The organism is Streptomyces sp. NBC_00820 (assembly GCF_036347055.1).
In the GTDB taxonomy this organism is placed as follows: domain Bacteria; phylum Actinomycetota; class Actinomycetes; order Streptomycetales; family Streptomycetaceae; genus Streptomyces.
In genome coordinates this window covers 2,306,246-2,327,446 of the sequence record NZ_CP108882.1, presented here as the reverse complement: position 1 = coordinate 2,327,446, position 21,201 = coordinate 2,306,246, and the positions used below count along the sequence as shown (strand labels likewise).

The following is a 21,201-nucleotide window of genomic DNA, read 5'->3' as shown; positions in this document are numbered from 1 at the left end:
GTCTGTGCCGACAGGGCCTCGGGTACGGTTGGCCATAGCGGGGCTCGACCGGAACTGAGGGATTTATGGGACTCACCATCGGCGTCGACATCGGCGGCACGAAGATCGCGGCCGGCGTGGTCGACGAGGAAGGCAACATCCTCTCGACCTTCAAGGTGCCGACCCCCAGTACGCCCGAGGGCATCGTGGACGCCATCGCCTCGGCGGTGGAGGGCGCGCGTGCCGGGCACGAGATCGTCGGCGTGGGTATCGGTGCGGCCGGTTACGTGAACCGGCAGCGCTCCACGGTGTACTTCGCGCCCAACATCGACTGGCGCCAGGAACCGCTGAAGGAGAAGGTCGAGGCCCGCGTGGGCCTCCCGGTCGTCGTCGAGAACGACGCCAACGCGGCCGCCTGGGGCGAGTACAAGTTCGGCGCCGGCAAGGGCCACCGCAACGTGATCTGCATCACGCTCGGCACCGGCCTCGGCGGCGGCATCATCATCGGCAACAAGCTGCGCCGCGGCCACTTCGGCGTGGCCGCCGAGTTCGGCCACATCCGGATGGTCCCGGACGGCCTGCTGTGCGGCTGCGGCTCGCAGGGCTGCTGGGAGCAGTACGCCTCCGGCCGCGCCCTGGTCCGCTACGCCAAGCAGCGCGCCAACGCCACCCCGGAGAACGCCGAGGTCCTGCTCGGCCTCGGCGACGGCACCCCCGACGGCATCGAGGGCAAGCACATCTCCATGGCCGCCCGCCAGGGCGACCCCGTGGCCGTGGACTCCTACCGCGAGCTGGCCCGCTGGGCCGGTGCCGGCCTGGCCGACCTCGCCTCCCTCTTCGACCCGTCCGCCTTCATCGTCGGCGGCGGCCTCTCGGACGAGGGCGAGCTGGTCCTCGACCCGATCCGCAAGTCCTACAAGCGCTGGCTGGTCGGCGGCAACTGGCGCCCGGTGGCTGACGTCATCGCGGCCCAGCTCGGCAACAAGGCCGGCCTGGTGGGTGCGGCGGACCTGGCGAGGGAACCCGACCCGATCATGTGATCCAGGCCAGGCCCGCTCCGCGAGCCACGGGCACGCCGCCCATCCAGGGGCGCGAGGAACTGCGCGACCAGCCACGCCGGACCGGCAGTCGCGCACGATCCCCGCGCCCCGACCTGTAGGCCGCACCCAGCGCCCGCTCCGCGAGCCACGGGCACGCCGCCCATCCAGGGGCGCGAGGAACTGCGCGACCAGCCACGCCGGACCGGCAGCCGCGCACGATCCCCGCGCCCCGACCTGTTGGGCGTACATTGATCCACATGGAGCTGCTGCCCAACTCCCGCACGGAGCCCGACGGTTCCGCGGTCATCAGGGTCCTGAGCTACAACATCCGCTCGATGCGCGACGACACCGACGCCCTCGCCAGGGTGATCACCGCCTGCGCTCCCGACCTGGTCCTCATCCAGGAAGCGCCCCGTTTCTTCCGCTGGCGCAAGAAACTCACCCGCCTCGCCGCGGCCTCCGGCCAGGTCGTCCTCACCGGCGGGGCCACCACCGCGGGTCCCGCGATCCTCTGCTCGCTGCGGGCCACCGTCGAGCGGACCGAGGACATACTGCTCCCGCTCACCCCCGGCCTGCACCGCAGAGGCCTCGCCACCGCCGTCGTACGGTTCGGCGGCGCCGCCCGCCTGGGCGTGATCAGCTGCCACCTCAGCCTCCAGCGGGACGAGCGCCGCGCGCAGGGCGGGATGCTCCTCGACCGGCTCGCCGGGCTGGGCGTGGAACACGCGGTGGCCGGTGGCGACCTCAACGACAGCCCCGACGGCCGCACTTTCCGTCTTCTCGCCGACAGCCTCCAGGACTGCTGGGCCACGGCCCCCTGGGGCGGCGAGTACACCTGGACCCCCGCCGACCCCTACCGGCGCATCGACGCCCTCTTCGCCACCAAGGGCATCGAAGTCCTCGGCTGCGGGGTGCCCCTGGACCAGCCCGGCGTCACGCGGCGGGACCTGGAGGCGGCCACGGACCACCTCCCGGTCCTCGCCGCCCTCAGAATCCCGGCACGGTAGGACACCGCGGTTCCCGACGGGGCGGGGTGCCGCAGATCCCGACGCGCCAGGAATTCGCAGGCCACGGCCCCCGCGGCAGGGACTCGCAGGTCACGGCCCCGCGGCAGGGCATCCCGGCTCCCGGGGCCCCGCCGCGCGCTGCCTCAGACCACCGCCCCGCGGCCCGGATCCTCGTCGTCGTCCTCGTCCGTCCGCATCCGCGTCACCAGCGTCACGAACCCGCCGAGGAACCCGCCGATGCCGGCGGTCGTGAGCCACCAGGTCATCTCCCAGCCGAGCAGCACCGCCAGCAGCAGCAGGACCGGCCCGCCGACCACCCCGAGCCAGGCGAACCTGGCGGTCGTGTCGGCGGCAGGCAGCGGGGGCGGCTCGGGCGGCACGAAGTGCCCCTCGTCGTCCTCGTCGAAGTCGTCCTCGGACGCCTCCGGCGCGCTGTGGTCCCGCGGGCCGATACCGGGCGCGAAGGACACCGAGCCGCCCAGCGGCCGTACGGGCTTCGGCTCCTCGGTGCCCGCGCTCCCGGCAGCCTCGGCAGCCTCGGCACCCTCGGGGTCCTTGGCGGCCTCCGTGTCCGCGGTGCCCGCGGTGCCCGCCGTGTCCGCGGTGTCCTCGGTACCCGAGACGCCCTTGGCACCCTTGACCCCCGTGGCCTCCTTGGCTGGGGGGTCCTTCTCCAGCAGTGCGAGATCCTCCACCGGCCGGAACGGCCGGGCACCCGGCGGATCCGGCGGCTCCTCGCCGTATCCCGCCACGATCGCCTTCCAGGCGGCGTCCTCGTCGAAGGGCACCCCCTGGTCGTCCGGGTCGCGTTCCTCGCGGCCCTCGCGGTCGGAGCCGTGCTCAGCCAACTGCGGCCGTCCCTTCCTTGCCCTTGCCGACACTGGGTGCGAGCCGGCCGATGAAGGCGAGGCTCTCCTCGAAGATCCGGTCCGCGTCATGGTCCAACGTCGCCACGTGGTAGCTCTGTTCCAGCACACTCTCGGTTACGTCCGTGGACGACACCCGGCTCAGCACCCGGGCCGAGTCGGCCGCCGGAACCACGTGGTCCTGGGCGCTGCGCAGCAGCAGCAACGGCTGCGTGACCTGGGGCAGCTCACCGTCCGTCCGGCGCAGGAACACCCGCAGGGAGTGCGCCGCGTGCAGCGGCACCCGGTCGTAGCCCAGTTCCCACGCGCCGCTCATGGCGATGTCGCTGGCGATGCCCTTCGTCGTCCGGACGAGGTGCCGGGCCACCGGAAGCGCGTACGCCGACAGGCCGTGCACCCGGTTCGCCGGGTTGACGACGATCACCCCGGAGACCCGCTCGCCGTGCCGGGCCGCGAGCCGCAGGGCCAGCGCGCCGCCCATCGACAGGCCCGCAACGAAGACCCGGGAGCACCGCTCGGAGAGCAGCCGCAGGGCGCGGTCCACCTCCGCGTACCAGTCCTGCCACCCCGTGACCTGGAGGTCCTCCCAGCGGGTGCCGTGTCCGGGCAGCAGGGGCAGCGACACGGTCAGGCCGTGCGCGGCGTGGTGCTCCGCCCAGGGGCGCAGTGACTGAGGCGAGCCGGTGAAGCCGTGACAGAGGAGGACACCCACCTCCCCGCCCTCGTGGCGGTACGGCTCGGCTCCGGGAAGGACCGGCACCTGACGGACTCCATTCCTGAAAGAGGCGTGAAGAACTGGCGGATGTGCCTCACCGTACGCGACCGCACTGACACCGACCAGGGTCGTCGGCGTCATTGGCCGCGGACCGGGTTAAGGTCTGACCGACGGAAACGGGAGGCACACGGGTGTTGTACGGCACGATGAAGGTCGCCATCGGGGGACCGCTGAAGCTCGCCTTCAGGCCCTGGGTGGAGGGTCTGGAGAACATTCCGGACGAAGGCCCCGCCATCCTGGCGAGCAATCACCTGTCCTTCTCGGACTCGTTCTTCCTGCCCACCATGCTCGACCGCAAGGTCACCTTCATCGCGAAGGCCGAGTACTTCACCACTCCGGGCGTGAAGGGCCGCCTGACCGCGGCCTTCTTCAAGGGCGTCGGGCAGCTCCCGGTGGACCGCTCCGGGGCGCGCGGCGCCGGCGAGGCGGCCATCAAGAGCGGCATAGAGGTGCTCAGGCGCGGAGAACTGTTCGGCATCTACCCCGAGGGCACCCGCTCGCCCGACGGCCGCCTGTACCGGGGCAAGCCCGGCGGCCTCGCGCGCGTGGCGCTCGCCACCGGCGCGCCGGTCATTCCGGTCGCGATGATCGACACCGAGAAGATCCAGCCTCCCGGCCGGGTGATGCCCAAGCTGATGCGGCCCGGCATCCGTATCGGCAAGCCGCTCGACTTCAGCCGCTACCACGGCATGGACCAGGACCGGTTCGTGCTGCGCGCGGTGACCGACGAGGTCATGTACGAGATCATGAAGCTCTCCGGGCAGGAGTACGTCGACGTCTACGCGACCGTCGCCAAGCGGCAGATCGCGGAGGCCGCGAAAGCGGCCAAGGAGGCCGAGCAGGCCAAGGAGGCCGAGCAGGCCAAGGAGGCCGGGCAGGCCGGGCAGGCGCACGGCACCGAGGGCTAGCGGGACGGACCGGCGGGGGCCGGGGGATCGGGGGGGCGGGGGCGTGCCCAAGCGCGAGCGGGTCATGAGGATGTCGGTCGAGCTGCCCCTGTGGCGTGCCCTGTCCGGCTACCGCGTCCTGGCGATGCTGTACGCCATCGGCCTGGCCGCCAGCGCGTACACCCGCTTCGTGCGCCCCTGGGTCGCCCTGGCCTACTTCGCGGTCCTGGCCGTCTGGACCCTCGCCACCCTGCCCAGAGTGGCGAGCGCGGCCCGCTGCACCCGGCGTTTCCTCGCCGTCGACCTGGTCATCGCCCTCACGGGCATCCTGCTCACCCCGCTCGCCGACAACCACGAGCGGATCGCGGGCGGCGGCCCGACCCTGCCGTCGATATGGACGGCCGGCTCGGTCCTCGCCTTCGCCCTCAAGGGCGGCTGGCGCTGGGCCGCCCTCGCCTCCACGCCCGTCGCCGCCGCCAACCTGGTCGAGCGAGGCAGCCCGGCCCGGGACACCGTGCACAACGTGGTCCTGGTCTGGGTCGCGGCCATCGCCATCGGCTACGTCGTGGAGGTCGCCCGCGCCTCCGAGCGCACCCTCGCCCGCGCCCTGGAGATCGAGGCCGCCACCCGCGAGCGGGAGCGGCTGGCCCGGGACATCCACGACGGCGTGCTCCAGGTGCTGGCGATGGTGCAGCGGCGGGGCGCGGTGAGTGGCGGTGAGGCGGCCGAGCTGGGGCGGCTCGCCGGGGAGCAGGAGGTCGCGCTGCGCACGCTGGTCTCCGGCGGGCTGGTGCCGGTCTCCCGGGTCTCGCGGGACCTGGCCGACGGCGCGCTGGTCCACGCGGTCGAGGAACCGGACGAGGACGGCCCGCTCGATCTGCGCACCCTGCTCGCCCCGTACGCGAGCGCCCGGGTCGGCCTCGCCGAGCCCGGCGCCCCGGTGCCGCTGCCGCCGGCCGCGGCGCGGGAACTGGCCGCAGCCGTGGGGGCCGCCCTGGACAACGTGCGCGCGCACGCGGGTGCGGAAGCACGCGCCTGGATCCTGGTCGAGGACGAGCCCGGCGAGATCGTCGTCACCGTCCGGGACGACGGCCCCGGCATCCCCGAGGGCCGGCTCGCCCAGGCCGAGGGTGAGGGCCGGCTCGGGGTGTCCCAGTCGATCCGGGGGCGGCTGCGCGACCTGGGGGGCAGCGCCGAGCTGGTCTCGGTGCCCGGGCAGGGGACGGAAGTCGAGTTGAAGGTACCGAAGGGCGCCGTGGGGGCGCGGGGGAAGGCGGAGAAGCGATGACACAGCAGCGGGACCCGATCAGGGTCATGGTGGTCGACGACCATCCCATGTGGCGGGACGCGGTCGCCCGGGACCTGGCCGAGTCCGGTTTCGAGGTGGTCGCCACCGCCGGCGACGGCGAGCAGGCGGTCCGCCGCGCCAAGGCGGTCGCCCCCGACGTCCTCGTCCTGGACCTCAACCTGCCCGCCAAGCCCGGCGTCCAGGTGTGCAAGGAACTCGTGGCCCACAACCCGGCCCTGCGCGTCCTCGTGCTGTCCGCCAGCGGTGAGCACGCCGACGTCCTGGAGGCCGTGAAGTCCGGCGCGACCGGGTACCTGCTGAAGTCGGCGTCCACCGGCGAACTCCTGGACGCGGTGCGCCGTACCGCCGTCGGCGATCCGGTCTTCACGCCGGGCCTCGCCGGACTGGTCCTGGGCGAGTACCGCCGCCTGGCCTCCGAGCCAGCCCCCGCCCCGGACACCGACGCGCCCGGCGCGCCCCGGCTGACGGACCGGGAGACCGAGGTGCTGCGGCTGGTCGCCAAGGGACTGAGCTACAAGCAGATCGCCGAGCGCCTGGTCATCTCCCATCGCACGGTCCAGAACCACGTCCAGAACACCCTCGGCAAGCTCCAGCTGCACAACAGGGTGGAGCTGGTGCGCTACGCGCTCGAGCGGGGCCTCGACGACGTGTGAACCGGCTGGTCAAGCCGCTTCCCGACAATTCACCGGAATCACCCTTCCCGCCTCTCGCCGTGTGACGCGCATCACCACTACCGTGACTCAGCGTCAGGCCATCGCTGCGAAGGGACATATCCATGCGGGTCGGAGTACTGACCGGAGGCGGCGACTGCCCCGGGCTCAACGCGGTGATCCGGGGCGTCGTCCGCAAGGGCGTGCAGGAGTACGGCTACGACTTCGTCGGCTTCCGGGACGGGTGGCGCGGCCCTCTCGAAGGCGACGCCATCCGCCTCGACATCCCCGCGGTGCGCGGCATCCTGCCCCGCGGCGGCACCATCCTCGGCTCCTCGCGGACCAACCCCCTCAAGGTGGAGGACGGCATCCGCCGTATCAAGGAGAACCTCGCCAAGCAGGAGGTCGAGGCCCTCGTCGCGATCGGCGGCGAGGACACCCTGGGCGTGGCCGCCCGGCTCTCCGACGAGTACGGGGTGCCCTGCGTCGGCGTGCCCAAGACCATCGACAACGACCTGTCCGCCACCGACTACACCTTCGGCTTCGACACCGCCGTCGGCATCGCCACCGAGGCCATCGACCGGCTGCACACCACCGCCGAGTCCCACATGCGGGTCCTGGTCTGCGAGGTGATGGGCCGGCACGCCGGCTGGATCGCCCTGCACTCCGGCCTCGCCGGTGGCGCCAACGTCATCCTCATCCCCGAGCAGCGCTTCGACGTCGACCAGGTGTGCGCCTGGATCGCCTCCCGTTTCAAGGCGTCGTACGCGCCGATCGTCGTCGTCGCCGAGGGTGCCATGCCGAAGGACGGCGACATGGTCCTCAAGGACGAGTCGCTCGACTCCTTCGGGCACGTGCGGCTGTCCGGCGTCGGCGAGTGGCTGGCCAAGGAGATCCAGAAGCGCACCGGCAAGGAGGCCCGCACCACGGTGCTCGGGCACATCCAGCGCGGCGGCACCCCGAGCGCCTTCGACCGCTGGCTCGCCACCCGCTTCGGCCTGCACGCCATCGACTGCGTCCGCGACGGCGACTTCGGCAAGATGGTCGCCCTGCGCGGCACCGACATCGTCCGCGTCCCGATCGCCGAGGCGACGGCCAAGCTGAAGACCGTCGACCCAGCGCTGTACGAGGAGGTCGGGGTGTTCTTCGGCTGAGGCCTCCGGCCGACGGCCCCCCGGGCGGTCACACGGTCGTGCGGCGCAGCTGGACGAGCAGCTCCCGCACGATCTCCGCCCCGTTCAGCGTCAGCACCGACTCCGGGTGGAACTGCACTCCGCCGAACCCCGGGCCCCGGATCGCGTGCACCTCGCCGTTCGCGGCCCGGCTCACCTCGACGCCGTGCGCGGCCAGTTCGGCCGCCTCCTCGTCGTCGCAGCTCGCCACGAAGCTGTTGTAGAAGCCGACGGTCTCACCCCGCCCGAACAGGTCGACCTCCGTCTGTGCGCCCTGGTACGGCACCTCCTTGCGCACGAGCCGAAGGCCCAGCTCCGCCGCGATCAGCTCGTGCCCCAGACACACGCCGAGCACGCCGTGCTGGTGTGTCCGCAGCGCCTCGGCGGTGAGGCCCCGCAGGAACCGCATCTTGGGGTCGTCGAGGTCGCGGGGGTCACCGGGGCCGGGACCGAGGACGACCGGCCCCTCGTGCGCGAGCACCGCCTCCCGCAGCCCGGGCTCGTCGTACCGCCGGACGGTCACGTCGAGCCCGCCCGACCGCAGGACGTGCGCCAGCATCGCGGTGAAGGTGTCCTCGGCGTCGACGACCAGGGCGTGCTCCTCAAGGGACCGCGCCCGCTCCTGCATCCGCAGCCAGAACGGCGCCAGCGACGAGCGCCGCCCGTCGAGAGCCGCCCGCACCCGGGGATCTACGGCCAGCCCGGGCAGGTCCCGCTCCGCGCGCGGGCGGGCGGGCCGCACGCCCAGCGCCGCCAGCACCCCCGCCGCCTTCGCGTGCGTCTCCGCGACCTCGTGCGCCGGGTCCGAGCCGCGGACGAGCGTCGCGCCGACCGGCACCCGCAGCCGTCCTCCCCCACTCTCGGCTTCGCTCGAGCGGGAGGTGCCCCCAGCCGAGATGTCGGCGGTGCGGATCAGGATGGGGGAGTCCAGGGTCTGGGCGCCCCCGGCGTCCCGCCCGAGCAGCGCCAGCGCGCCCGCGTAGTAACCGCGCCCGCCGCTCTCGTACCGCTCGATGACCCGGCACGCGTTCTGCACCGGCGACCCGGTGACCGTCGCCGCGAACATGGTCTCCCTCAGCACCTCCCGCACGTCCAGGGAGGACTTCCCGCGCAGCTCGTACTCGGTGTGCGCGAGGTGTGCCATCTCCTTCAGCCGCGGTCCGACGACCACGCCGCCCCTGTCGCCGACGGTGCACATCATCTTCAGTTCCTCGTCGACGACCATGGAGAGCTCCTCGATCTCCTTGCCGTCGGCGAGGAAGTCCAGCAGGTGCTCGGGCGTCGGGCCCTCGGCCGGGTAGCGGTACGTGCCGCTGATCGGGTTCATGACGACCGTGCCGCCGGCCATGCGCACATGCACCTCGGGACTGGCGCCGACCAGCGTCCGCCCACCCGTCTCCAGCCGCCCTTCCGAGGAAGGTCCTTCGGGCTCCTCCCGGTCTCCGGTGTGCACGACGAAGGTCCAGTACGCGCCCCGCTCGCCCTCCAGCAGCCGCCGGAACAGCGCGAGCGCGTCCGCGCGCCCGAAGCCGGGGATCTCGCCCTCGTACGTCCGCCGGATCACGAAGTTCGCGCCCTCGCCCCGGCCGATCTCCTCCCGCAGCACCCGCCCGACGGTCTCGCCGTACTCCTCGTCACTGACGTCGAACCCGCCGCCCTCGACCCGCACCGCGTGGCCGGGCAGCGACCGCAGGGCTTCGTCGAGCGGGACCTCGTACGACTCCTCGGGCGTGAGTACGAGCAGCGGCGTGCCGTCGTCGCGGACGTCGAAGCCGCGCTCGCGGATCTGCCGGAACGGCACCAGGGCCAGGCCCTCGTCGGGCAGGTCGGCGAGCCGGTCGCGGGCGCTGACCGGGCCGATCAGCACCTCCACCGTGTCCTGGTCACGGCCCGGGGTGCGGCGGCGGAGCAGGGCGAAGGGACGGGTCTCGTACGCCAGTCGTGCCAGGTCCATGGTTCCTCTTTCCGTCGATGTCGGTGAGGAACGACCCCGGACACGCCGAAGGCCGCCCCTCGGGCGGCCTTCGCGAAGTCTTTCGAGTACGCGCAGTCAGCGGGCCGCCGGAGAAGCGGTCCACCACCAGTTCTGGATCGAAAGCGCGAACATGCCCCGAACCCTACCGGATGCCGGCGCGGTCATCCGGTGGACGCCGCGTCTCATCAGCCGGGCAGTGGGGCAGACCATCCGACACGACCCCGTAATGTTTACAGGGTGACCGTGAACGCTGATTCCCACGCCGTCGCCGCCAAGGCGACCTGGCGAGACCTGCCCGCGGCGCAGCAGCCCGAGTACCCGGATGCCGAGGCTCTGCGCGAAGTGATCGCGGACCTCGAGTCGTATCCGCCCCTCGTCTTCGCCGGCGAGTGCGACCAGCTGCGTGCCCGCCTGGCGGCCGTCGCCAAGGGGGAGGCGTTCCTGCTCCAGGGCGGCGACTGCGCGGAGTCCTTCGACGGCGTGGGCGCGGACCAGATCCGCGCCAAGCTCAAGACGCTGCTCCAGATGGGCGCCGTCCTGACCTACGCCGCCTCCGTGCCGGTCGTGAAGGTCGGCCGCATCGCCGGCCAGTACTCCAAGCCGCGCTCCAAGCCGACCGAGACCCGCGACGGCGTCACCCTTCCGACGTACCGGGGCGACTCCGTCAACGGCTTCGACTTCACCGAGGCGACCCGCGTCCCGGACCCGCAGCGGCTGAAGCGGATGTACAACGCCTCCGCCTCGACGCTGAACCTGGTGCGCGCCTTCACCACCGGCGGCTACGCCGACCTGCGCCAGGTGCACGCCTGGAACCAGGACTTCGTGAAGTCGTCCCCGTCGGGCCAGCGCTACGAGCAGCTCGCCCGCGAGATCGACAACGCGCTGAACTTCATGCGGGCCTGCGGCGCCGAGCCGGAGGAGTTCAAGACGGTCGAGTTCTACGCCTCGCACGAGGCGCTGCTGCTCGACTACGAGACCGCCCTGACCAGGGTCGACTCCCGCACCGGCAAGCTGTACGACACGTCCGGCCACATGGTGTGGATCGGTGAGCGCACCCGGCAGATGGACGGCGCGCACATCGAGTTCGCCTCGAAGATCCGCAACCCGATCGGCATCAAGCTCGGCCCGACCACCACGGCCGAGCAGGCGCTGGAGTACATCGAGCGCCTCGACCCCGAGCGGGAGCCGGGCCGGCTGACGTTCATCGTCCGCATGGGCGCCGACAAGATCCGCGACAAGCTCCCCGAGCTGGTCGAGAAGGTCACGGCGTCCGGTGCGACGGTGGCCTGGGTGACCGACCCGATGCACGGCAACACCTTCGAGGCGGCCTCCGGCCACAAGACCCGCCGCTTCGACGACGTGCTCGACGAGGTCAAGGGCTTCTTCGAGGTCCACAAGGAGCTCGGCACCCACCCGGGCGGCATCCACGTGGAGCTGACCGGCGACGACGTCACCGAGTGTGTGGGCGGCGGCGACGAGATCTTCGTCGACGACCTGCACCAGCGCTACGAGACGGCCTGCGACCCGCGCCTGAACCGCAGCCAGTCGCTCGACCTGGCGTTCCTCGTCGCGGAGATGTACCGGGACCAGTGACGGTCCGGCCCGGGGACGGGCCGTGCGGACGAATTGGGGCGCGGATCACATGGGATCCGCGCCCCTTCCGCTGTCGTGCTTCCCGGCCGGTGAGTAAGGTTAGGTTTGCCTCACTGACACCGAGGCGGCAGTCGGAGACAGCGATCCGGTCGGGAGGTGAACCGCGTGTACGTCTGCAGTTGCTTCGGCATCACCGAGCAGCAGGTGAAGAAGCACGCGGAGGACGGTGCCTGCACCCCCCGCCAGATAGCCTCCGCCTGCAAGGCCGGTACGGACTGCGGTTCGTGCGTGCGCCGGATCCAGGCCATCCTCGGCCGGGGCGCCTGCCCCCGCCGCGAGCTGGCCGACCAGGGCAAGCCGGTCCTGGCCGAGATCCCGGGCGCGTCGGCGCTTCCGGGAGTGCCGGGGATTCCGGAAGCGGCCTAGCTCTCCGGCTGCTCGATCAGCTGCGCGAGGTAGAGCGCCTCGCCGAGCTTGTCCACCAGCTCCAGCTGGGTGTCCAGGTAGTCGATGTGGTGCTCCTCGTCGGCGAGGATGTCCTCGAAGATGTTGGCGGACGTGATGTCGCCCTTCTCGCGCATCACCTTCGCGCCGCGCGTGAGCCGGTCGATCGCCTCCACCTCGACCTGCCGGTCGGCCTCGAACATCTCCTTGACCGTCTGTCCCACCCGCACATGGAACAGCCGCTGGTAGTTGGGCAGCCCGTCCAGGAACAGGATCCGGTCGGTGAGCACCTCGGCGTGCTTCATCTCGTCGAACGACTCGTGCCGCGTGTACTTCGCGAGCTTCGTCCAGCCGAAGTTCTCCTGCATCTTCGCGTGCAGGAAGTACTGGTTGATCGCGGTCAGCTCGCCGGTGAGCTGCTCGTTGAGGAACTCGATGACCTCGGGGTCGCCCTGCATCGCAGCGGCTCCTTCCACACGGAGGGACGGGTGAGGTATGCGGCGGCATGATTGCACCGGTGGAGAAGATCGTCCAGTAAGTGCGCGCTTAGTAAGTACGTGCTGACTTCGTAGCAGTTGTCCGTTTGGTGGGTGGGTGGTCGAGGGCACCGCCCGGGGTCTGTCAGGATGGAGACATGGGTCAGCCGGTGGAGCGAGTGTCGGGAGCGGGAGTGGGGTCCGAACTTCCACCGGGACAGCGGCTCCAGCGCGGCTGGCCTGTCATGCACTACGGCCCCGTGCCGAAATTCCGGCCGGAACGCTGGGAATTCGGGGTCTTCGGCGCCACCGCCGACGCCGGCAGGCGCACCTGGAACCACGAGGAGTTCACGGCCCTGCCGTACACCACCGTGGTGGCCGATCTGCACTGCGTGACGAAGTTCAGCATGCTCGGCGCGGAGTGGGGCGGGGTCCCCGCCCGGGCGGTCCTGGACCTGGCGCCGCCCGCGCCGGATGTCACCCATGTGATGGTGTGGGCCGAGTACGGCTTCAGCGCGAATCTGCGCCTGTCGGACTTCGCCTCCGACGACACGGTCTTCGCCACCCACAAGGACGGCGAACTCCTCACCGCCGAGCACGGCTTCCCGGTGCGCCTCGTCGTCCCCCATCTGTACGCCTGGAAGGGCCCCAAGTGGGTGCGCGGCGTGGAGTACATGACCGCCGACCGCCGCGGCTTCTGGGAGGAGCGCGGCTACCACAACATCGGCGACCCCTGGAAGGAACAGCGCTACTCCTACCAGGAGGTCCCCGGGGACGGCCCCGAGCTCTGACCTCCCGCGGCCGCCCCCTCGCGGGCCTCAGCCGTCCCGGAGCTTCTTCAGCCGTTCCACGTCCGCCGCGTGCCCTTCCCTGCCGCCCGGGGTCTCGATGACCAGCGGGACGCCCGCCGTCGCCGGATGGGTCATCAGCGCGCGGAAGGGGTCCTCGCCGATGTGCCCGGCGCCGATGTTCTCGTGCCGGTCCTTGTGCGCGCCCGCCACGTCCTTGGAGTCGTTGGCGTGGATCAGCTTCAGCCGGCCCTCGCCGACCGTGTCCACCAGCAGGTCCAGGGTCCGGTGCATGCCGTCGGGGCCGGTCAGATCGTGCCCGGCGGCGAAGATGTGGCAGGTGTCCAGGCAGACGCCCAGCTTCGGGTGGGCGTCCAGCGCCTCGAAGTACGGCCCGAAGTCCCAGGTGCGCGAACACAGCGAGGCGCCCTGCCCGGCGGTCGACTCCAGCAGCAGGAACGGGTCGTCGTCATGGGTCAGCTCGTCCAGCAGCGGCAGCATGTGCGTGCGCACCTGCCGCAGCGCCACCTCCCGCTCCCGGCCGCCGGTCGCGCTGCCGGTGTGCACGACCACACCGAGCGCGCCGATCTCCCGCGCGCGCCGCAGCGAGTGCCGCAGCGACTCCACCGACTTCTCCACGGTCGCCTCGGTGTGCGAGCCGAAGTTGATCAGATAGGGGGCGTGCACGTACGCCGGGACCGACTCCTCGGCGCACGCCTGGCGGAACGCCTCGTCCTGCTTCGGGTTACCGGCCGGGGTGGCCCACCCGCGCGGGTTGGCGACGAAGACCTGTACGGTCTCCGCCTTCAGCTCACGGGCGTACGACAGCCCCACCGCGTGCAGCCCGCCCGCCACGGGCACGTGGCCGCCGACGGGGTTGCGGGCGCGTCCGGCCGCCGGGGCGCCGGAGACGGCGGCGGTGGTGGTGGCGGGAGGAGTGGGGGAGGGGGACTGCTGGCTTGTCACCCGTTCAGGGTGTCACGCCCGCTCCGTCCGCCAGGCCGCGCTCCCCGGTGACCCCTGTCACCGGATGGTGAGCTTGATGACCGACCCCTTGGGCGCCCGGTCCCCGCCCGTCACCGACTGACTCTTCACGGTGTCACCGAACAGGCCGAGCAGCCCGCGGTCCTCCTCGACCTCGAAGCCGGCGCGCTCCAGCCGCCTCTTCGCGTCGTCCACGTGCGATCCGGTCACGTCGGGCACCTTGACCATCTCCGGGCCCTTGGACAGCGTCAGCGTCACGGTGTCGCCCTCGGCGGCCCGGCTGCCCTCGTCCGGGGTCTGCAGGGCGACCTGGCCCCTGTCGTAGTCGGAGTTGACCCGCTCGGGGGCGACCTTCACCTTCAGCCCGGCGTCCACCAGGTCCTGCCGGGCCGTGTCCAGGTCCTCGTCGGTGACGTCCGGGACGTCGACCGGGCTGCCCTTGCTGACGACGAGCGCGATCGCCGAGCCCGCGTGCCGCTCGGTGCCCGCCCCGGGATCCGTACCGATCACCGCGCCCCGGGCGACGTCGTCGCTGAACGCGCGGGTGACCATGCCGGGCTCCAGCCCGTCCGCCTTCAGATGGGCGCGCGCCTTGTCCAGCGGCAGGTCCCGCAGCGCCGGCACGCGCACCGTCTCCGGCCCGAGCGACACGGTCAGTGTCACGGAGGCGTGGTCCCGGATCCGGGCGCCGGACGCGGGCTCGGAGCCGATGACCGTGCCGCGCTCGGCGGTGTCGCTGTAGGCGCGCTTGACCTGCCGGACGTCGAGACCGGCCGTCTTGAGCCGCTGCTCGGCCTGCGCCTCGGTGCGCGACAGCAGCGGCGGCACCTTGGTGAACTGGCCGGCGTTGATGTACCAGACCCCGGCGCCCACGCCGAGCACCGCCAGCACGGCGGCCACGGCCGTCAGCACCAGCCGCCGGCCCCTGGAGGACCGCCGGGGCTCCAGGGGCTCCAGCGGGGGAGTCCGGAACCGGCTGGTGCGCTGCACGCCCCGGCCGTCCGGCCCGTCCCCGTCGACCGGCAGCGGCCGGGGCACCGTCAGCGAGCGCGGGATCACGCTCGTACGGTCCTCGGCGTTGTCGTGCCCGGCGGACAGCGCCCGCGGCGGCAGCGCGTCCAGCTGCCCGTCGCTCAGCGCCGCACGGGTCTCCAGCACGCCGCCGAGAAGCGCCGCCGCGTCCTGCGGCCGGACGTCCGGCGTGCGCGCGGTGGCGGAGGCGACCAGCTCGTCCAGCTCGTACGCCAGCCCCGGCACCAGCGCCGAGGGCGGCGGCACGTCCTCGTGGAGGTGCTTGTAGAGCACCTGGGCGGGAGAGTCCCCGGTGTGCGGCCTGGCGCCGGTCAGCATCTCGTACAGGACGACACCGCAGGCGTACACGTCGACGCGCGGGTCGGCGGTGCCCTGCTCGATCTGCTCGGGCGCGAGGTACGACACCGTCCCGAGGACGGCTCCCGTGGTGCTGGTCACGGTGTCCACGGACCGCACCAGCCCGAAGTCGGCGACCTTGACCCGGCCGTCGTCCCCTATCAGCACGTTCTCGGGCTTCATGTCCCGGTGCACGAACCCGGCCCGGTGCGCGGCGCCGAGCGCGGCCAGCACGGGCTCGAGGATGTCCAGCGCGGCCCGCGGCCGCAGCGCGCCGCGCTCGCGCAGCACGTCCCGCAGGGTGCATCCGGCTACGTACTCCATCGCCAGGTACACGTACGACCGGTCGGTGCCCTGGTCGAAGACCTGCACCACGTTGGGGTGGGCGAGCCGGGCGACCGACTTGGCCTCCCGGATGAACCGCTCCACGAACGACCCGTCGGCGGCCAGCGCCGGGTGCATCACCTTGAGCGCGAGGACGCGGTCCAGGCGGGTGTCCAGGGCCCGGTAGACCGTGGCCATCCCGCCGACGGCGATCCGCGCCTCGACGCGATAGCGGCCGTCGAGCACTTGCCCGACGAGGGGGTCCTGAAGGGTCGTATCCACGCAGGCGAGTCTACGAGGGGCCGCAGACAGCCCCGCCCCCCTGCGGGCCCCCGGGACGTAATGCAGCAGACCTGTGACCGTGCCGGCACCGGTCCGGCAGCCGGAATTCCCAGCGTGTCCGGCCTAGAACGCGGGCCGCTCGGGGTCCAGGCGGGCGAGTCCCTCGGTGGGGGAGGAGGCCTCGGCGAAGTACCGGCGCGGGATGCGCCCCGCCAGCCCGGCCAGGCGGCCCGCCGCCACCGCGTGCCGCATCGCCGCGGCCATGAGCTCCGGCCGCTGCGCCCGCGTCACCGCCGAGGCGAGCATCACACCCGCGCACCCCAGCTCCATCGCCAGTGCCACGTCCGACGCCGTCCCCGCCCCCGCGTCCAGGATCACCGGCACGCGCGCGTGCTCCACGATCAGCTGGAAGTTGTGCGGGTTGCGGATGCCGAGCCCGGAGCCGATCGGCGAGCCCAGCGGCATCACCGCCGTGCAGCCCACGTCCTCCAGCTTCCGCGCGAGCACCGGGTCGTCGTTGGTGTACGGCAGCACCGTGAACCCGTCGTCGACCAGCGTCTCCGCCGCCTCCAGCAGCTCCACCGGGTCCGGCAGCAGCGTCCGCTCGTCGGCGACGACCTCCAGCTTGACCAGGTCGGTGCCGAGCGCCTCCCGGGCCAGCCGGGCGGTCAGCACGGCCTCTCCGGCGGTGAAACAGCCGGCCGTGTTCGGCAGCACGCGGATGCCCAGCCTCTCCAGCACCGACAGCACCGAGCCGTGCGCGGACGGGTTCACCCGCCGCATCGCCACGGTGGTCAGCGTGGTGCCGGAGGCGACCAGCGCCCGCTCCAGCACGTCCAGGCTCGGTGCGCCGCCCGTGCCCATGATCAGCCGGGAGCCGAGGGACACACCGCCGAGGACGAGGGGATCACCGGTCGAGGGGACGTCGGTCATGAGTCAGCCTCCCTGGACGGCGGTGAGGATCTCGACCCGGTCGCCCTCGGCGAGGGCCGTGATCGCCCACCGCGCGCGCGGGACGACGGTCTCGTTGACGGCCGCGGCCACTCCGGAGGGCGCCGCGGTGAGCGACCGCACGAGGACGTCCAGAGCGGTGCCCGGGACGATCTCCCGGCGCTCCCCGTTGACAGAGATGTTCACGCGCGCTGCTCCGTCCGTACGGCGTCCACTGCGTCCACTGCGTCCACTGCGTCCGCTGTGTCCACGGCGCTCACGGCGTCCACGGCGCTCACCGCGCCGAAGCGGCCGGGGGTGAAGGGGCGGCCTTCCTCCGGCAGCTCGCCGTGGACCAGCACATGCGCCATGACGTCCCCGGTGACCGGTGCGAGCAGCACGCCGTTGCGGTGGTGCCCGGTCGCCGTCAGCAGTCCGTCCAGACCGGACGGGCCGAGCAGCGGAGCGTTGTCGGGGGAGCCGGGGCGCAGCCCGGCCCGGGTCTCGGTCAGCGGCAGCTCGGTGATGCCCGGGACCAGCTCGTGGGCGTCGCGCAGCAGCTCGTACACCCCGCCCGCGGTCACCGTCGTGTCCCAGCCCAGCTCCTCGCTGGTCGCCCCGACGACCAGCTCGCCGTTCTCCCGGGGCACCAGGTAGACGTGACCACCGCGCACCACGGCCCGCACGGTACGGCTCAGGAAGGGGGCGTACCGGGGCGGCACGGACAGCCGCAGCACCTGCCCCTTCACCGGCCGCACGGGAGGCCGTACCGCCTCCGGAACGCCCGCCAGGCGCCCGCTGAGGCTTCCGCCCGCGAGGACCACCCGGTCCGCGCCCAGCGTGATGCCGTCCGCCGTGGTGACGCCGGTCGCCCGGTCCCCCACGACGTCGAGGCGCCCGGCCCACGACCGGTGGAACACCACCCCGGCCCGCTCGCACGCCGTCACCAGGGCCGACGCCAGCCGCCTCGGGTCGATCTGGTGGTCGCCGTCGGCCCGTACCCCGCCGCGCACCCCGGGCGCCAGCATCGGCTCCAGGCGCCGGCACTCCCGCCCGGACAGCCACTCCGACTCCAGGCCGCAGCGGCGCTGGAGCGCGTGCAGTTCGCGCAGGTGGGCACGGTCGTCGGCGTCCAGCGCGACCGCGAGGGTGCCGCAGCGGCGGTAGCCGAGGTCCTGGCCCGTCAGCTCGGTCAGTTCCGCCGCGAAGTCCGGGTAACGGCGGGCCGAGGCCAGGCCGAGGGCGAGCAGCGTCTCCTCGCCGTAGTGCAGTTCGGTGACCGCGGCCAGCATCCCCGCCGCGACCCGCGCGGCCCCGCCGCCGGGCTCCGGGTCCACCACGGCGGTGGCGAGCCCGCGCTGCGCGGCACGCCAGGCCGTGACCAGGCCGATGATCCCGCCCCCGATGACGAGGACGTCGCACGTACGTGACTGCATGGGCGTCCAGCCCCTCCCTTCGCCGGCATGACCCGGATCAGGTTCGTACGGTCGGAGGCCGTCCAGCCTCCCTCTCAGCCCGGTGCGTCCGGGCTCCCGCGAGTGCGTGTACGGCCGCAGCTTAGGGCCTCTCTTCCGGATCTTGCCGGGGTCGCGGGGTCTGGCACGCCCATCTGCGGCGTTGTCGTCGGTCGCCGACGCGCCGCGTCGGCTCCCTCCTCCGCCTTGCAGCTGCACGCACCAGACCCCGCTCGGGTAGGCCAGAAGGCACCGCAGACCGGAGCCGGCCTGATCCGGAAGAAAGACCCTAGCCCGCGCCGTCCGGCACCCGTAAGGGAAACCCTGACCAGGACCTTTCCGCCCGCGGGCCACGCCCGGAGACTGGCGGCGCGTCAGGTGACTATGTCGATCGGGTGGCTATGGTGATCGGGTGAGCGAGCAGACAGCGCAAGAGGGAACGTCCCAGGAGCGGCGCGTGGTCGTCGTCGGCGCGGGCATGGCCGGGGTGCAGACCGCGGTCGCCCTGCGGGAACAGGGCTTCAAGGGCACGGTGACCGTCGTCGGCGCCGAACCCCACCAGCCGTACGACCGGCCGCCGCTGTCCAAGGCGGTGCTGCTCGGCAGGTCCGAGGGTTCCGCCTTCGAGGTCGACTTCGAGTCCCTCGGCATCGACCTGCGGCTGGGCTGCGAGGCGCTGGGCGTGCGCCCCGCCGAGCACGAGCTGGACACCGAGGCCGGACCCGTCCCGTACGACGTCCTGGTCCTCGCCACCGGCGCCGAACCGCTCATGCTCCCCGGCGCCGAGGGCGTCCCCGGCGTGCACCTGCTGCGCACCCTGGACGACGCCGAGCGGCTGCGGCCCGTGCTCGCCCGGCAGCACGACATCGTGGTCGTCGGCGCCGGCTGGATCGGCGCCGAGTTCGCCACGGCGGCCCGCGAGGCGGGCTGCGCGGTGACGGTCGTCGAGGCCGCCGACCGGCCGCTGCCGGGCGCGCTGCCCGCCGAGGTCGCCGCCCCGATGGCCACCTGGTACGCCGACAGCGGAGCCGAGCTGCGCACCGCCGCGCGCGTGGAGCGCGTCGAACCCGGCGCGGTGGTGCTCACCGACGGCTCACGGCTGCCCGCGGACGCCGTCGTGGTCGGCATCGGCGCGCGCCCCGCCACCGGCTGGCTGGCCGGCTCCGGGATCGAGCTGGGCCCGGACGGCGCGATCGTGGCCGACGCGCACCTGCGCACCAGCGCCGAGGACGTGTACGCGGTCGGCGACTGCGCCTCGTTCCCCTCGGCCCGCTACGGCGCCCGGCTGCTGATCCACCACTGGGACAACGCCCTGCAGGGCCCGCGCACGGTCGCCGCGCACATCGTGGGCGACGAGACGCCGGTCTACGACCCGGTGCCGTACTTCTGGTCCGAGCAGTTCGGCCGGTTCGTGCAGTACGTGGGCCACCACGCCACGGCCGACCGGATGGTGTGGCGCGGCGATCCGGCGAGCCCGGCCTGGTCGGTGTGCTGGCTGCGCGAGGACCACCTGGTCGCCCTCCTGGCCGTGGGCCGCCCGCGTGATCTGGCCCAGGGACGGCGGCTGATCGAGGCGGCCCGCCGGATGGACCCGGAGGCCCTCGCCGACCCCTCCCGCCCCCTCAAGGAAGCCACGGCCACCTGATCGGCGCCCTCGCCGGCGGCGCACCCGAGGGGCGCGGGGAACCGGGCGAGCGGCCACGACGCAGCCACGGACGAAACGCGACACATCGCGGCCGGACCGGCGGAGCGCCTACGCTTGGTTCCGTGACCGAGATTGACGCAAAACTCGAAACTCTCGTCCCCGCCTGGCTCGCCCTCCCCGACATCGCCGAACAGCTCGGTGTCGAGGTGACGCGCGTGCGGCAGCTGGTCAAGGAGGGCCAGCTCATCGCCGTACGCCGAGGTGAGAACCGGGCGCTGTACGTCCCCGCCGCCTTCATCGACGGGGACAAGGTCGTCAAGGGCCTGGTAGGCACCCTGACGCTCCTGCGGGACGACGGCTTCACGGTAGAAGAGATGATCGAATGGCTCTTCACCCCCGACCCGACCCTGCCCGGCACGCCCGCGCAGGCCCTGACCGAGAATCGCGGTACGGAGGTGAAGCGCCGCGCCCAGGCGCTCGCCGTCTGAACCTGATCCGCACCACGGGTGGCGTACCGGGCCCGGCCCGTACGCCACCCGCTCGCACGCCCGGGGCCGCCGGCCCCGGGCGCCGACCACGGGGGACCCGCGCATGTCCGACACCGCCCGCACCGCGCTCGCCGACGCCCGGCTGTACCTCTGCACGGACGCCCGCAGGCGGCAGGGCGACCTCGCCGAGTTCCTGGACGCGGTCCTCGCCGGGGGTGTCGACATCGTGCAGCTGCGCGACAAGGGCATCGAGGCCGCCGAGGAACTCGAGTACCTCCAGGTCCTCGCCGACGCCTGCGCCCGGCACGGCAAGCTGCTCGCGGTCAACGACCGGGCGGACGTCGCCCACGCGGCCGGCTCCGCCGTGCTGCACCTCGGGCAGGGCGACCTCCCGGTGCCCGCGGCCCGCGCGATCCTCGGCGACGACGTCCTGATCGGCCGCTCCACGCACACCGCGTCCGAGGCGGCGGCCGCCGCCGTCCAGGAGGGCGTGGACTACTTCTGCACCGGCCCGTGCTGGCCCACCCCGACCAAGCCGGGCCGGCACGCCCCCGGCCTCGACCTGGTCCGCGCCACCGCGGCACTGGGCACCGACCGCCCCTGGTTCGCCATCGGCGGCATCGGCCCGCACAACCTCGACGAGGTGCTCGACGCGGGCGCCCGCCGGGTGGTCGTGGTCCGCGCACTCACCGAGGCCGACGACCCGGGAGCCGAGGCGGCCCGGTTCGCGAAGCGGCTGCGGCAGGCCTGAGCTGCGCCACACCG

Annotated in this window: 22 protein-coding genes and 1 riboswitch; of the genes, 12 read left to right on the top strand and 10 right to left on the bottom strand. The window is 72.9% G+C overall.

Annotation, left to right across the window (positions count from 1 at the left end; genetic code table 11):
* Window positions 1-65 precede the first annotated feature (65 nt).
* Together OIB37_RS10590 and OIB37_RS10585 are read left to right on the top strand one after the other, a co-directional pair.
* On the top strand, window positions 66-1,019 hold the full coding sequence (locus OIB37_RS10590) for an ROK family glucokinase (RefSeq protein ID WP_330457302.1): 954 nt from the start codon (window positions 66-68) through the stop codon (window positions 1,017-1,019).
* Between the two features lie 257 nt (window positions 1,020-1,276).
* Window positions 1,277-2,026 (top strand): endonuclease/exonuclease/phosphatase family protein, encoded by a 750-nt coding sequence (locus OIB37_RS10585; RefSeq protein ID WP_330457301.1) that lies wholly within the window; start codon window positions 1,277-1,279, stop codon window positions 2,024-2,026.
* 143 nt (window positions 2,027-2,169) lie between these two features.
* Here the strand turns inward: OIB37_RS10585 and OIB37_RS10580 are convergent, their stop codons facing one another.
* Both OIB37_RS10580 and OIB37_RS10575 read right to left on the bottom strand, forming a co-directional pair.
* Window positions 2,170-2,874, bottom strand: coding sequence for a hypothetical protein (locus OIB37_RS10580; RefSeq protein WP_330457300.1), 705 nt, complete (start codon window positions 2,872-2,874; stop codon window positions 2,170-2,172).
* The gene (locus tag OIB37_RS10575) at window positions 2,867-3,652 is read right to left on the bottom strand and encodes an alpha/beta hydrolase (RefSeq protein ID WP_330457299.1); all 786 of its coding nucleotides are present in this window, start codon (window positions 3,650-3,652) and stop codon (window positions 2,867-2,869) included. The genes OIB37_RS10580 and OIB37_RS10575 overlap by 8 nt, the downstream gene beginning before the upstream one ends.
* Window positions 3,653-3,798: 146 nt before the next feature.
* Here OIB37_RS10575 and OIB37_RS10570 point away from each other — a divergent pair, with 146 nt between their 5' ends.
* The 4 genes from OIB37_RS10570 (at window position 3,799) to OIB37_RS10555 (ending at window position 7,667) form a co-directional block, all read left to right on the top strand.
* A complete protein-coding gene (locus tag OIB37_RS10570; protein ID WP_330457298.1) occupies window positions 3,799-4,575 on the top strand; it encodes a lysophospholipid acyltransferase family protein in 777 nt (258 codons plus the stop codon).
* A gap of 43 nt (window positions 4,576-4,618) precedes the next feature.
* Complete coding sequence (gene macS / locus OIB37_RS10565) at window positions 4,619-5,842, top strand: MacS family sensor histidine kinase (RefSeq protein WP_330457297.1); 1,224 nt, start codon at window positions 4,619-4,621, stop codon at window positions 5,840-5,842.
* Window positions 5,839-6,516 (top strand): response regulator transcription factor, encoded by a 678-nt coding sequence (locus tag OIB37_RS10560; RefSeq protein WP_330457296.1) that lies wholly within the window; start codon window positions 5,839-5,841, stop codon window positions 6,514-6,516. Before macS ends, OIB37_RS10560 begins: the two co-directional genes overlap by 4 nt.
* Window positions 6,517-6,638: 122 nt before the next feature.
* Window positions 6,639-7,667, top strand: a complete 1,029-nt coding sequence (locus OIB37_RS10555; RefSeq protein WP_330457295.1) for a 6-phosphofructokinase — start codon at window positions 6,639-6,641, stop codon at window positions 7,665-7,667.
* Window positions 7,668-7,695: 28 nt separating this feature from the next.
* Here the strand turns inward: OIB37_RS10555 and OIB37_RS10550 are convergent, their stop codons facing one another.
* Both OIB37_RS10550 and OIB37_RS36285 read right to left on the bottom strand, forming a co-directional pair.
* Entirely contained in the window at window positions 7,696-9,639 is a 1,944-nt protein-coding gene (locus OIB37_RS10550; RefSeq protein WP_330457294.1) for an anthranilate synthase family protein, read from the bottom strand.
* A 96-nt stretch (window positions 9,640-9,735) separates the two neighbouring features.
* The gene (locus OIB37_RS36285) at window positions 9,736-9,792 is read right to left on the bottom strand and encodes a trp operon leader peptide (RefSeq protein WP_107440922.1); all 57 of its coding nucleotides are present in this window, start codon (window positions 9,790-9,792) and stop codon (window positions 9,736-9,738) included.
* Between the two features lie 105 nt (window positions 9,793-9,897).
* Between OIB37_RS36285 and OIB37_RS10545 the strand changes: the two genes are divergently transcribed.
* Both OIB37_RS10545 and OIB37_RS10540 read left to right on the top strand, forming a co-directional pair.
* A complete protein-coding gene (locus OIB37_RS10545) occupies window positions 9,898-11,253 on the top strand; it encodes a class II 3-deoxy-7-phosphoheptulonate synthase (protein ID WP_330457293.1) in 1,356 nt (451 codons plus the stop codon).
* A gap of 156 nt (window positions 11,254-11,409) precedes the next feature.
* Window positions 11,410-11,679, top strand: coding sequence for a (2Fe-2S)-binding protein (locus OIB37_RS10540; protein ID WP_330457292.1), 270 nt, complete (start codon window positions 11,410-11,412; stop codon window positions 11,677-11,679).
* On the opposite strand, the gene bfr is transcribed toward OIB37_RS10540, so the two are convergent.
* Window positions 11,676-12,155: a bacterioferritin gene (gene bfr / locus OIB37_RS10535; RefSeq protein WP_330457291.1), complete on the bottom strand. Its 480-nt coding sequence runs from the start codon at window positions 12,153-12,155 to the stop codon at window positions 11,676-11,678. The two genes, OIB37_RS10540 and bfr, sit on opposite strands and share 4 nt — an antisense overlap.
* A 176-nt stretch (window positions 12,156-12,331) precedes the next feature.
* On the opposite strand from bfr, the gene OIB37_RS10530 reads away from it, so the two are divergent.
* The gene (locus tag OIB37_RS10530; protein ID WP_330457290.1) at window positions 12,332-12,964 is read left to right on the top strand and encodes a sulfite oxidase-like oxidoreductase; all 633 of its coding nucleotides are present in this window, start codon (window positions 12,332-12,334) and stop codon (window positions 12,962-12,964) included.
* 27 nt (window positions 12,965-12,991) lie between these two features.
* Here the strand turns inward: OIB37_RS10530 and OIB37_RS10525 are convergent, their stop codons facing one another.
* The 5 genes from OIB37_RS10525 to thiO all read right to left on the bottom strand — a co-directional run bounded on the left by OIB37_RS10525 (window position 12,992) and on the right by thiO (window position 18,285).
* On the bottom strand, window positions 12,992-13,927 hold the full coding sequence (locus OIB37_RS10525) for a deoxyribonuclease IV (protein WP_443058137.1): 936 nt from the start codon (window positions 13,925-13,927) through the stop codon (window positions 12,992-12,994).
* Between the two features lie 57 nt (window positions 13,928-13,984).
* Window positions 13,985-15,919, bottom strand: a complete 1,935-nt coding sequence (gene pknB / locus OIB37_RS10520) for a Stk1 family PASTA domain-containing Ser/Thr kinase (protein WP_330457289.1) — start codon at window positions 15,917-15,919, stop codon at window positions 13,985-13,987.
* Between the two features lie 123 nt (window positions 15,920-16,042).
* Window positions 16,043-16,852: a thiazole synthase gene (locus OIB37_RS10515; protein WP_330457288.1), complete on the bottom strand. Its 810-nt coding sequence runs from the start codon at window positions 16,850-16,852 to the stop codon at window positions 16,043-16,045.
* Window positions 16,853-16,855: 3 nt separating this feature from the next.
* Window positions 16,856-17,056, bottom strand: a complete 201-nt coding sequence (thiS, locus tag OIB37_RS10510) for a sulfur carrier protein ThiS (protein WP_330457287.1) — start codon at window positions 17,054-17,056, stop codon at window positions 16,856-16,858.
* The gene (gene thiO, locus OIB37_RS10505; protein ID WP_330457286.1) at window positions 17,053-18,285 is read right to left on the bottom strand and encodes a glycine oxidase ThiO; all 1,233 of its coding nucleotides are present in this window, start codon (window positions 18,283-18,285) and stop codon (window positions 17,053-17,055) included. The genes thiS and thiO overlap by 4 nt, the downstream gene beginning before the upstream one ends.
* Window positions 18,283-18,395, bottom strand: a riboswitch (TPP riboswitch). Its footprint overlaps the gene before it by 3 nt.
* Before the next feature lie 320 nt (window positions 18,396-18,715).
* Between thiO and OIB37_RS10500 the strand changes: the two genes are divergently transcribed.
* The 3 genes from OIB37_RS10500 (at window position 18,716) to thiE (ending at window position 21,187) form a co-directional block, all read left to right on the top strand.
* Window positions 18,716-19,948, top strand: coding sequence for an NAD(P)/FAD-dependent oxidoreductase (locus OIB37_RS10500; protein ID WP_330457285.1), 1,233 nt, complete (start codon window positions 18,716-18,718; stop codon window positions 19,946-19,948).
* A gap of 122 nt (window positions 19,949-20,070) precedes the next feature.
* The gene (locus OIB37_RS10495; protein WP_330457284.1) at window positions 20,071-20,436 is read left to right on the top strand and encodes an Rv2175c family DNA-binding protein; all 366 of its coding nucleotides are present in this window, start codon (window positions 20,071-20,073) and stop codon (window positions 20,434-20,436) included.
* A 103-nt stretch (window positions 20,437-20,539) separates the two neighbouring features.
* Window positions 20,540-21,187 carry a thiamine phosphate synthase gene (thiE, locus tag OIB37_RS10490; RefSeq protein ID WP_330457283.1) on the top strand — a complete coding sequence of 216 codons (648 nt, stop codon included), beginning with the start codon at window positions 20,540-20,542 and terminating at the stop codon, window positions 21,185-21,187.
* Window positions 21,188-21,201 lie beyond the last annotated feature (14 nt).

What these genes read in the sequence shown, in the direction of transcription:
- OIB37_RS10585 (WP_330457301.1), top strand. Translation starts at nt 1,277, where the DNA reads ATGGAGCTGCTGCCCAACTCCCGCACGGAGCCCGACGGTTCCGCGGTC.
- OIB37_RS10550 (WP_330457294.1), bottom strand. Translation starts at nt 9,639, where the DNA reads ATGGACCTGGCACGACTGGCGTACGAGACCCGTCCCTTCGCCCTGCTC.
- OIB37_RS10590 (WP_330457302.1), top strand. Translation starts at nt 66, where the DNA reads ATGGGACTCACCATCGGCGTCGACATCGGCGGCACGAAGATCGCGGCC.
- thiO (WP_330457286.1), bottom strand. Translation starts at nt 18,285, where the DNA reads ATGCAGTCACGTACGTGCGACGTCCTCGTCATCGGGGGCGGGATCATC.
- thiE (WP_330457283.1), top strand. Translation starts at nt 20,540, where the DNA reads ATGTCCGACACCGCCCGCACCGCGCTCGCCGACGCCCGGCTGTACCTC.
- bfr (WP_330457291.1), bottom strand. Translation starts at nt 12,155, where the DNA reads ATGCAGGGCGACCCCGAGGTCATCGAGTTCCTCAACGAGCAGCTCACC.
- OIB37_RS10555 (WP_330457295.1), top strand. Translation starts at nt 6,639, where the DNA reads ATGCGGGTCGGAGTACTGACCGGAGGCGGCGACTGCCCCGGGCTCAAC.
- OIB37_RS10515 (WP_330457288.1), bottom strand. Translation starts at nt 16,852, where the DNA reads ATGACCGACGTCCCCTCGACCGGTGATCCCCTCGTCCTCGGCGGTGTG.
- OIB37_RS10560 (WP_330457296.1), top strand. Translation starts at nt 5,839, where the DNA reads ATGACACAGCAGCGGGACCCGATCAGGGTCATGGTGGTCGACGACCAT.
- OIB37_RS10530 (WP_330457290.1), top strand. Translation starts at nt 12,332, where the DNA reads ATGGGTCAGCCGGTGGAGCGAGTGTCGGGAGCGGGAGTGGGGTCCGAA.